Origin of the sequence: Okeania sp. SIO2B9 (genome assembly GCF_010672505.1) — a bacterium.
In the GTDB taxonomy this organism is placed as follows: Bacteria; Cyanobacteriota; Cyanobacteriia; order Cyanobacteriales; family Microcoleaceae; genus Okeania; species Okeania hirsuta.
Genome location: NZ_JAAHGK010000125.1, coordinates 1 through 9,339 on the forward strand (window position 1 = coordinate 1; position 9,339 = coordinate 9,339).

The 9,339-nt window shown below is 36.8% G+C and carries 4 protein-coding genes and 1 pseudogene; 4 read left to right on the forward strand and 1 reads right to left on the reverse strand.

Annotated features, from left to right (window positions below; all coding sequences use genetic code 11):
* Positions 1-10: 10 nt before the first annotated feature.
* Together F6K13_RS34940 and F6K13_RS06960 are read left to right on the forward strand one after the other, a co-directional pair.
* The gene (locus tag F6K13_RS34940) at positions 11-127 is read left to right on the forward strand and encodes an XRE family transcriptional regulator (protein ID WP_353735641.1); all 117 of its coding nucleotides are present in this window, start codon (positions 11-13) and stop codon (positions 125-127) included.
* A gap of 280 nt (positions 128-407) precedes the next feature.
* Positions 408-974: a Uma2 family endonuclease gene (locus F6K13_RS06960; protein WP_124147381.1), complete on the forward strand. Its 567-nt coding sequence runs from the start codon at positions 408-410 to the stop codon at positions 972-974.
* 120 nt (positions 975-1,094) lie between these two features.
* Here F6K13_RS06960 and F6K13_RS06965 read toward each other — a convergent pair whose 3' ends face one another.
* On the reverse strand, positions 1,095-6,818 hold the full coding sequence (locus F6K13_RS06965) for an alpha-2-macroglobulin (RefSeq protein ID WP_192901214.1): 5,724 nt from the start codon (positions 6,816-6,818) through the stop codon (positions 1,095-1,097).
* Positions 6,819-7,374: 556 nt separating this feature from the next.
* On the opposite strand from F6K13_RS06965, the pseudogene F6K13_RS06970 reads away from it, so the two are divergent.
* Positions 7,375-8,022 (forward strand): annotated as a pseudogene (locus F6K13_RS06970) (DUF262 domain-containing protein); the annotation flags it as partial.
* A 504-nt stretch (positions 8,023-8,526) separates the two neighbouring features.
* Positions 8,527-9,339: HNH endonuclease family protein (locus tag F6K13_RS34945; RefSeq protein WP_353735642.1), on the forward strand; the 813-nt coding region annotated here is incomplete at its 3' end.

Below are 9,339 nucleotides of genomic sequence, written 5' to 3' on the forward strand. Positions count from 1 at the left end.
TATTCTGGGTATTTCTCCACAAGAAGTATCTCATTTGATGAACGGAGAATTTCAAAAGTTTAGTGAAGGGAAACTACTTGATTTTCTCAAACAACTTGATATAGAAATTACTTTACACCGTGTTTGAGAAGAAACCCAAGGCTGGAAAATCTGCATAGCGTTATGCGCCGAGCTAGGAGCTGTGATATCATGTCCGGATAATAGCGTGATGAAAAAACTTATCCTCTTGCTTAAACAGTAAATCTCTCTATTTTCCCTGCTCCCCTACTCCCCTACTCCTCTGCTCCCCCGCTCCCCTACTATCTTAATTATAAGTATTCAACCGGACATGATATGACTTAACGGTGAGAGTGTCAAGAACATTATACTGTATTAACTCTACTTAATTAATTAGGAGAATTATAAGGATGTCCAAGACTGCTATCCAAGAAAAAAGGCTCACACTGGATGAATTTTTGTCATCCCCTTTAGCTAGTGAAAAGTATGAATATTTCGATGGAGAATTAATTCAAAAAATGTCACCCAAACGTTCTCATTCCCGTGTAACACTTGCTTTATCCTCAATTCTTGAAGATTGGAATCAAGATAAAGGGGAAGTTGGTATCGAATGGTGTGTTCGCTTAAAACGAGATGACAAAGATTGGTGTCCGATTCCAGACTTACTCTATATATCTTATGATAAGTTAGGGGATATTGAATTAGAAGATGATGCTTGCCCCATTCCCCCTGAATTAGTCATAGAAATTATATCACCTGCTCAATCTTTTAGTAACCTTAGTGAGAAAGCGGAAGCTTATCTAAAAGCAGGGGTATCCCTTGTTTGGTTAATTGATACAAAGGTTAAGAAAATCACCGTTTTTTATCCAGATTCTCCTCCACAAACGAAGCAAGGGGAAGATAGTTTAGGGAATGATTTATTACCTGAGTTAAGTTTAACTCCTCTGCAAATTTTCCAGAAAGCAAAGTTAATTTAGCTGTGAATGTAAGGGGAAATGACATCCGTCTCCGGTGTGTCTTCCCCCCACCAACCAATTTTTTTCAGCAGCTCCTAATTAGGGTAAGCATTGCGTACCCTAAAACCCTAAAGTCACATACTATTTCACAACCAACGTTGCTGTTGCCGATCGCCCAAATTCTTCGGGTGCATATTGTAACTTTGCTTCTGCTCCAGGCCATATAAATGTTCCGGGAGTAACAGACCTGACTAAATAATGTAAGCTATACACTCCTGGGTTTAAACGGTCTGCATAAGCTTCTACTCGATCGCGATATATCTGTTGATATCCTATTTGCCAACTATCTGCTTTTGCTTTGACAGCGGAAGTGGCGGTTTGGAAACTGGTGTCAACTGCTTCTAAACCTGCTGGCAGTGGGTCACGAATAATCACATGGTCTACGGGGCGGTCTGTTATAACCTCAATGCCAATATCAAAGACTTGCCCTGCACTGACATCTAATGGTGACGCCACTTCAGATAGATCCATGCGTTGCAAAACGGACGTTTCATGCAACGTTCCTACGGCATTTGCCAGACGAATTTCCCGTGCTACTCGCAAACCGTTATACTTTCCTGGTTTGTTTCCTGGGAGGCGATAACTGTATTCGACTAAATAGTGTAGTTTGCCTTCTCCAGATTTTTCCAAGACTAAATCTGATTCTCCTTTTGGCAACCCATCCATTGCTACATTTAAAGATAGATTCGGATTTTCATAACCTTGAAAACGGGCAGCATCTAATTGTTTGCCTGATAATTTGGCGGTGGCGACGAAATTCGGTGGAGCTGGTTGGGTGTTGCTATAAGTAACCAATGCTTTCAATGCTTCGGCGTTATCATAGGTTGTGCGCCAGGTGCCATCCCGTCGGAGGTTGAGCAGACTTTGTAATAGTCGGTCTAATACTTCTGGTTTGGCGTCGCGGGTAATAAATAGTCGCAATGCTTGAGCTTGAGCAGCGGTAGTCGAATTCATCCATCCCCAGGTTGGCGGTATATTCAATGTGGCACTACGTCCGGTTTCATAGACGCTTTCCTGAATTTCCTTAAACATTTCTGCTGACTGGGTGCGCCATTTTGGGAAGGTAGATATATAGCGCGCTAGTTTTATTTGGTCTACCTGAGATAATTTCTCCCGTTGTTGATAAATATCTGACAGGAAGCTATTGCGGGTGTCGCCTAATTCTGACAATGCCATTAAAACATCTAAGCGCACTTGATTTTTACAAAGTTGTTCGCTGCAATATTCATCTTTGCCTGGGTCTGCCAAAATGTTGTTTAAGTAATTCCGTAGACTACTTACCATTTCCTCATTTACTAAATCTGGAAATGCTTTTTTTGCTTGGGCGATCGCTTCTGCTGCATAGGGTGTTAGATAAGGATTGGATTTTTCCCATCCTGGATAATAACCAAAACCTCCGTCTGGCAGTTGCAACTTTTCTAATTTTTCTAATGCTTGTTTTGCCTGTTGTTCTGGGTTGAAGTCTACAAATGCTTGCTCGTATTTCTCACCCAATATTTGGAGGTTCGAGGCGATCGCTAATTGACTGGCGGTAGGCTCTAAAAATGGTAATTGGTCTTTTTTCAACACTGCTTTTGCGGGGGCTGTAATTTCTGGTATTAATGTACTTGCCATGGAAATTTCTAGACCTCCCACATCTGGCATTACATTCTCTGTAATATTCAGTGGAATTTGTATTTGAGAGTCAGTTGTTCCAGACTCTACAACACTTTCACTTGCTGCCAAGGACTGCACGGGTAATGAAATTTCAAACCCATCTGTGTTTCGGTTATTCAGGTCAGTGGTAAATTGCACTTTTGCCTCACCCGCTTGTTTTGCCTCCATTGGGAAACGGTAAGCGTTGGTACCTGAGTCTGTGCTGGTTTGAAAAATTTGGGTAGTTTGGGAATTTTCGGCAAACAAAATATTCTGACTAACTTCCCCATCTATTTTCAGATTTCCTTTTTTGCCAGTATTATTCGTAACTGTTACGCCACCCTCAAATTTATCGCCGATACGAGCAAACTGAGGCAACACTGGGTTTAACATTAATGGTTGAGTCGTCACAAAAGTTGCTTCCCCGTTGCCAAAATGCAAATTCCCATCTGTGGCAACAGTCATTACGCGCCAAGTTGTCAGATCGTCTGGCATTTTAAAAGTTACTGTTGCCTTACCGTTATTATCTGTAATTACAGAACCGTTGTAATAAGCTAAAGATTGAAAGTCTGTACGAATGCGGGTGCTAGATGCAGCAGATGATATGCCGCCACCATAACCCCAACCTTTTCTCAGAGCGGATGACATGGCCTCCATTTGTACTTCGGGACGGTTATCGTTGAAAGTGGTTGATATTGGTTGTTCAGCGTAGACGGTTTCGACTAAGTCTGGGGGACGATGACCGCTTAGTTGCAAGACCGCTTCATTTACGACCATCACTATAAACTGACCTTTAGTGGGTTGCCCTTGATTATTTTTAACTGCCAATTCCACAGTCTGCATAGTTCCCGGTTGCGCTTCCGGACGTTGGGGTGTGACTTCTACATTTAAGTATTTGTCTGCCAAATTAATTTTGAATGGAGTAAAACCAACTTTCATCAAATTTTCCACAGTTCCCGGTTCCACTTCTGCGAGTGGTTGACCTTGCCGCACTAATACTGCTTCTACCGCAGCATTGGGTAACATATCTTCTGTCACTTGAAACTGAATTTCTGGCGCGCCACCTGTAACTTTGATGATTTTTTCATACAGTGGTTTGTCACGGACGACGGCAAAATATAATTCCCCTTCTGGATAGGGTGACTGAATTAAAGCGGTTGCTGTTTCTCCTGGTTTGTAGGTGTCTTTGTCGAGTTTAATTTCTAGACGGTCTTCGTTGCGACCTCCCCAATAAACGCGGTTTGCTCCGGTTGCCCAAATCTGAATATCGGTGCCAGTAATGTCATTTTCAGCATTGGCAAAATTAGCCCGGATGCGATAACTACCAGACTCTGGTGGAGTGAGGTTGACGGTTTTGGGTTTATTGCCACTTCTGACTTTCTGGCTCGCAACAGTTTTATATTCGACTTGATATTTGGGGTTGCGACTACCTGCCACTACCTGAGTAACACTACTATATTCCATTTGTTGTAATTCCAGTTGAATATTTTCTCCAGAAAGTGGTTTTCCTTGAGGGTCGGTGACAATAACTTCTACCGGAAACTTTTTATTAGCATCGGCAACAAATTTACTTTTTAGACCTATTAATTTGTTACTTGGTAGAGCGGTAAAAGTTTGAGTATCTGCCACAGAAAGATTAGATATATCTGTCACTTCCACATCTACTCGATAAGTCATTGGGTAAGGCAAGTCTTTTCCGACAGTAAATATTTGATTATCCTCACCTTGATTATCTAACACCACATTTTTTTCCAATACATTATTAGGAATAGTCGGCGTTTCTTCCGGCCAAAACCATTGACGACCAAAGTCAAATTCTTGCCAATTTTCAGGAGTAAATTCTGTCTTTTGACGAGTCACATAATATTTAGCCTTTGCTCCTTGTACTGGAGAACCAAACAAATAATTACTTTCAGCTTCCGCCACTATTTGTTCATTAATCAAAGCAATTTCTTGATTCAGTTTTAGGTCTACTTGAAAATTAGGTGGTTTAAATTCAGCAACGCGAAATTGTCCGTAAAATTCTATGCCATTTTCTCCCTTAGCTTCCACATTGTAATAACCCAATGACTGATTATTATCTAGAGGAATTTCTAGAGAGAAAGTACCAAATTCATTAGTAGTCTGAGTACCTAAATTTGTCTTATTTCCATCTGGATTATTTATAGTTACTTGATAATCCATATTTTCCGCTTGTTTCAAGTTACCATTTTCCAAATAATAAGCAGCTCCAGTCAACCAAACCTTTTCCCCTGGTTGATAAAGTTCTCTATCAGAAAAAATAGTACCCCGCGATTCAGCCTTGCCACTATCCCAACCAGAATAAATCCCATAACCATAAGTACCGCTATATTCTTTCGTTCTGGCAAAAGCCCAATCTTCCTTTTCTTTGGCAATTACTAATAATTCCGGTGCTTGGGAAAAACGCCGACCATTCATACATTTTTGTAAGTCGGTCTTAGTCAAACTTAGCAAACCATTTTCATCGGTTTTTCCCGTGGCACAAGCAGTAGGTTTAGGCTGAGATTTAGCATTTAATTGAGATTGATAAATTTCCACATCCGTCACAACTGGCGCACCATCATCCAAATGATTTACCCGAATAATTCCCGACTCTGGAAACCACTGAGCAAATACTCCCAAATTAGTCAGTTGTACCAATCCATAAAATCTCGGTTCCTGCCATTTTGTCTCGCCGTTTTGTACATAAGAACTCGTCCGTGCTTTTACTCCATAAGCCAACATTCCTGTCTGACCGCCGAGTTGTTCTCTGAGGGGAACTGCTACTTCTTGAATCTGATTTTTTTCTCCAGAAACAGGATAATTTTTCCACTTTTCATTTGCTGGTAATAAATTTTTTCTATCTCTTCTAGGATAAGCCGATTCTGCGTAAACCAAATCTGTTGGTTGAACAACTTGATAAGCCGCTTTGTATTCCGAATCTGGCAAATTTACTGTAGAAATATTCAGTTGTAAATCCTGACTAGCAGGAAAAATATTTAAACCAGCAGGTACAGAAAGATTTCCGACTAAATCCCCTGTTTGATAATTTAAAACAACAGGCTTTCCTAATACTTCCCCGAATTTATCTTTGATATTAGCGCCGATAGTAATTGTATAATTTGTATCGGGTTCTAACGCCCAAGGATTGAGACTAACAATATTATAGTCATCATAAGCTTGAATCAGATTTTTTGTCTCTTTTGGTTGTGGTTCAATAGTAATATTTTCTAATGCTGATTCAGGTACAACACCATGATTAAATTCCAACAAGGGATTACCTTTAACAAACCTGCCGCCACCCTGGGAAAATTTCAGTTCAGAAAATTCAAAAGCAGAATAAGTTTCTACTTCACTGACAAAAGGTGTTTGACTGGGTAAATTACCTTTTACAGGTTGAATTCCCGAGTCAAATTCCAGGCGATATTTAGTACCCTTTTCTAGAGTAGTTTGAGGAGCGATCGAATAATTCCACTGACGGAATGAAGAATCAAATTCTTCTGTAACAACTTCTTCTTCCTCCCCATTAGTTTCCAATGTTTCTAAACTAACTGTCAAAGGTAAACTTTCTGTTTCTCCCTCTGGTAAAAATTTTAAATTTTTCTCAATTGAATCTACATCCAACTCCACATTGGAAGTAAATTTTAACGTCGGATTTATATCAATTGGTTGTGGTGTTCTATTTTGCTGCTTAGTAGTTGGTAAATTTGTTAATTTAACTGGTTCAGTATTAAAAGTCCAAGCAAAATATTCATTTAATTGATGATTTTTAAGGTCGGATAAACCAGCCTTCAAAGTAACCTTTACTCTCGTAGACTTTGGCAAAGCTTCAGCAGGTTGAAAACCAACCATTTTCGGAGTCAAAAATCGGAATTGACCAGGTAATTCTGGGAAAATTTCAAACTTTTTAAGTTTCTCCTGTTGTTCTGGAGAATCCAAAGCTTCCAAAGGAATTAAAGGTTCTTTAAACCGAATCCGAATTTGACTTAAAAGTTCTGCTTCTCCCGTCGGACTAATTTGTTCTATCCACTCCGGTAGTGGAGGAGTAATTATGAGGTCTACCATAGGTAATTTTGCCTGTTTTGAACTTGTGTTAAAAAAACCACAAGCTGCAATGGCAAAAGCTAGGAATAATCCTAGTAAAAAATGTTTCCAATATTTGAACACCATATTTGTTTGATTTGAGGATAATTTTTAACTACAATTATTAGAGGTTTATTTCCTGAATAAAATAGATAAGTTCATCTATTTATGGTACATGATTATATCTCTAAAAATTGAAATTGACAATTTAAACTTTGTAATATTTTTGTATATTTTATTAAGAAAAAGCCTTGATGAGTTAGTTCAGGAATAAATCCTTAAAAGCCTTAACTTCAGCAATATTTGATTCAAATGATTTAATCAAGCAATACCAGCAAATTATACAGAACAAGAAAAAGAGCTTTGGGAAGTTAGAGACCTAAACCTGATCGACATTCTATTTTTCTAGTACTTATGAAAATCTTTAAGTAAACGATGGGATAAAATATAGGAGAAGATTTATAGTTGAAGAAGGAAGAAAAAAGAAGGAAGAAGGAAGAAGGAAAAAGGAAGAAAAAATGGATGGGGATTAAAGCAAAAATAAAAAGATAAAAACACATCAACTAGATTTTCTTGCTAATTTTTATGCTTCATAGTAAGATTTATAAATAAATTTATCTATCTCATCTGCTTGAAATTAGATATGAAAGCCAACGAAGTTAATCTCCATAGATTTCTCTCTCAAAATGATACACAATTTGTTATCCCAATTTATCAAAGAAATTATGATTGGGGTTCTGCTCAATGTAAACAACTGTTAGATGATATTTTTGAACTTGGCGAAAAAGAAAAACTAAATGCTCACTTTATTGGAAGTATTGTTTATATACATGATGATATTTACTCAGTTTCAGGAATCAGGGAACTAACTATTATTGATGGGCAACAACGTTTAACCACTGTCACTTTAATTTATTTAGTTCTTTACAGATTAGCAAAAGAATTGCAGAAGGAAGCTTTAGCTAATCGGATAAATAAAACATACCTAATTAATGAATTTGCTCAGGATGAAGAAAAATTAAAATTAAGACCAACAGAAAATAATGAGAAAATTTTAAAATATCTATTAGATACTGAAAATCAAGAATAATACTCAGACTTCTCACGCTTAGTTGATAATTTCAACTACTTTCGCTCTAGAATATCTGAAGAAAACTATGAAATTATACAGACAGGATTGAATAAATTAATGTTTGTGGAAATATCTCTAGAAAGGGGAAAAGACGACCCCCAGAGAATATTTGAAAGTCTGAATTCCACAGGTCTTGAATTATCTCAATCAGATTTAATCAGAAACTATATATTAATGGGTCTTAAAACTAAATCGCAAGAAAAGATTTACAGAAATTATTGGGAATATATTGAAAAAAATGCCAGAGATGAATCCAAAAATTCTAGTAAAGTTTCTGACTACATTCGAGATTATTTAACCCTTAAAAATAAGAAAATTCCCAACAAAAATAAAGTTTATCAAGAGTTTAAATTAAAATACCCAATATCAACAACCGTTGAAGATGTAGAAAATAATCTGAAGCCTATCAAAAAATTTGCCAAATACTATCACAAGTTAGTAAATCCTATTCATGAGCCAGATCGAGAAATTAGATTACAATTAGAATATATTAATCGCTTAGAAATTAATGTTACTTATCCATTTATGTTGAAAGTATATGATGACTATTCCAGCCGTTTAATATCTAAACAAACATTTGTTGATGTATTAGAATTAATTCAATCATTTACATGGAGAAGATTTATTGTTGGATTAGCACCTAATTCACTTAATAAAATTTTTATGCGCCTTTATGAAGATGTCAATCCAGGAGATTATTTAACTTCTATTCAATCAGCCTTGATTAATAAAAAAGGCAACCAAAGATTTCCTAGAAATCATGAAGTAATAAATGCTCTTCGAGAAAAAGATATGTATGGCATAAAGGCAAAAAACAGAATTTATTGCTTAGAGCGATTAGAAAATTATCAAAATAAGGAACCTGTCAAAATTGAAGAAAATAATGACATTACTATAGAACATATATTTCCTCAAAATCCTGACCCACAGTGGGAAGCCGAATTAGGAACGGAAGAATTTAATTCGATTAAAGATAATTATTTGAATATTATTGCTAATTTAACTCTTTCTGGCAATAATGGTAAGTTAGGAAATAAAACATTTACTTCTAAAAGAGATATGAATATAGATGGCAAAGAGCAAGGTTATAAATATAGTAGACTTTGGTTGAATCGCTATTTAAGCGAAATAGATAAATGGGGAAAAGAAGAAATTGAAGAGAGATTAAAAATAATCGCTGAAAGATTTTTGCAAGTATGGTCATTTCCAGAAATTAAAACTAAAACTGAAATAGATTTTAATGAGGTTAGTATTTTTGATGCCGAAGAACCTACTGGTAAAAAGTTAGAGTACGCTATCTTTTTTGATAATAAAGAAGTGCAAAGTCAGTATGACCGAGAATTTAGCCAGCGAATGTTTATCTATAACTATCGAGCTTTTGACCTTTACCATAAACCAGTAATTAGTTTAGCTATACTTGGAGATGAAAACCCATCTTGGCGACCAAATTTCTATGAATATGGTTTAGGAAACAGA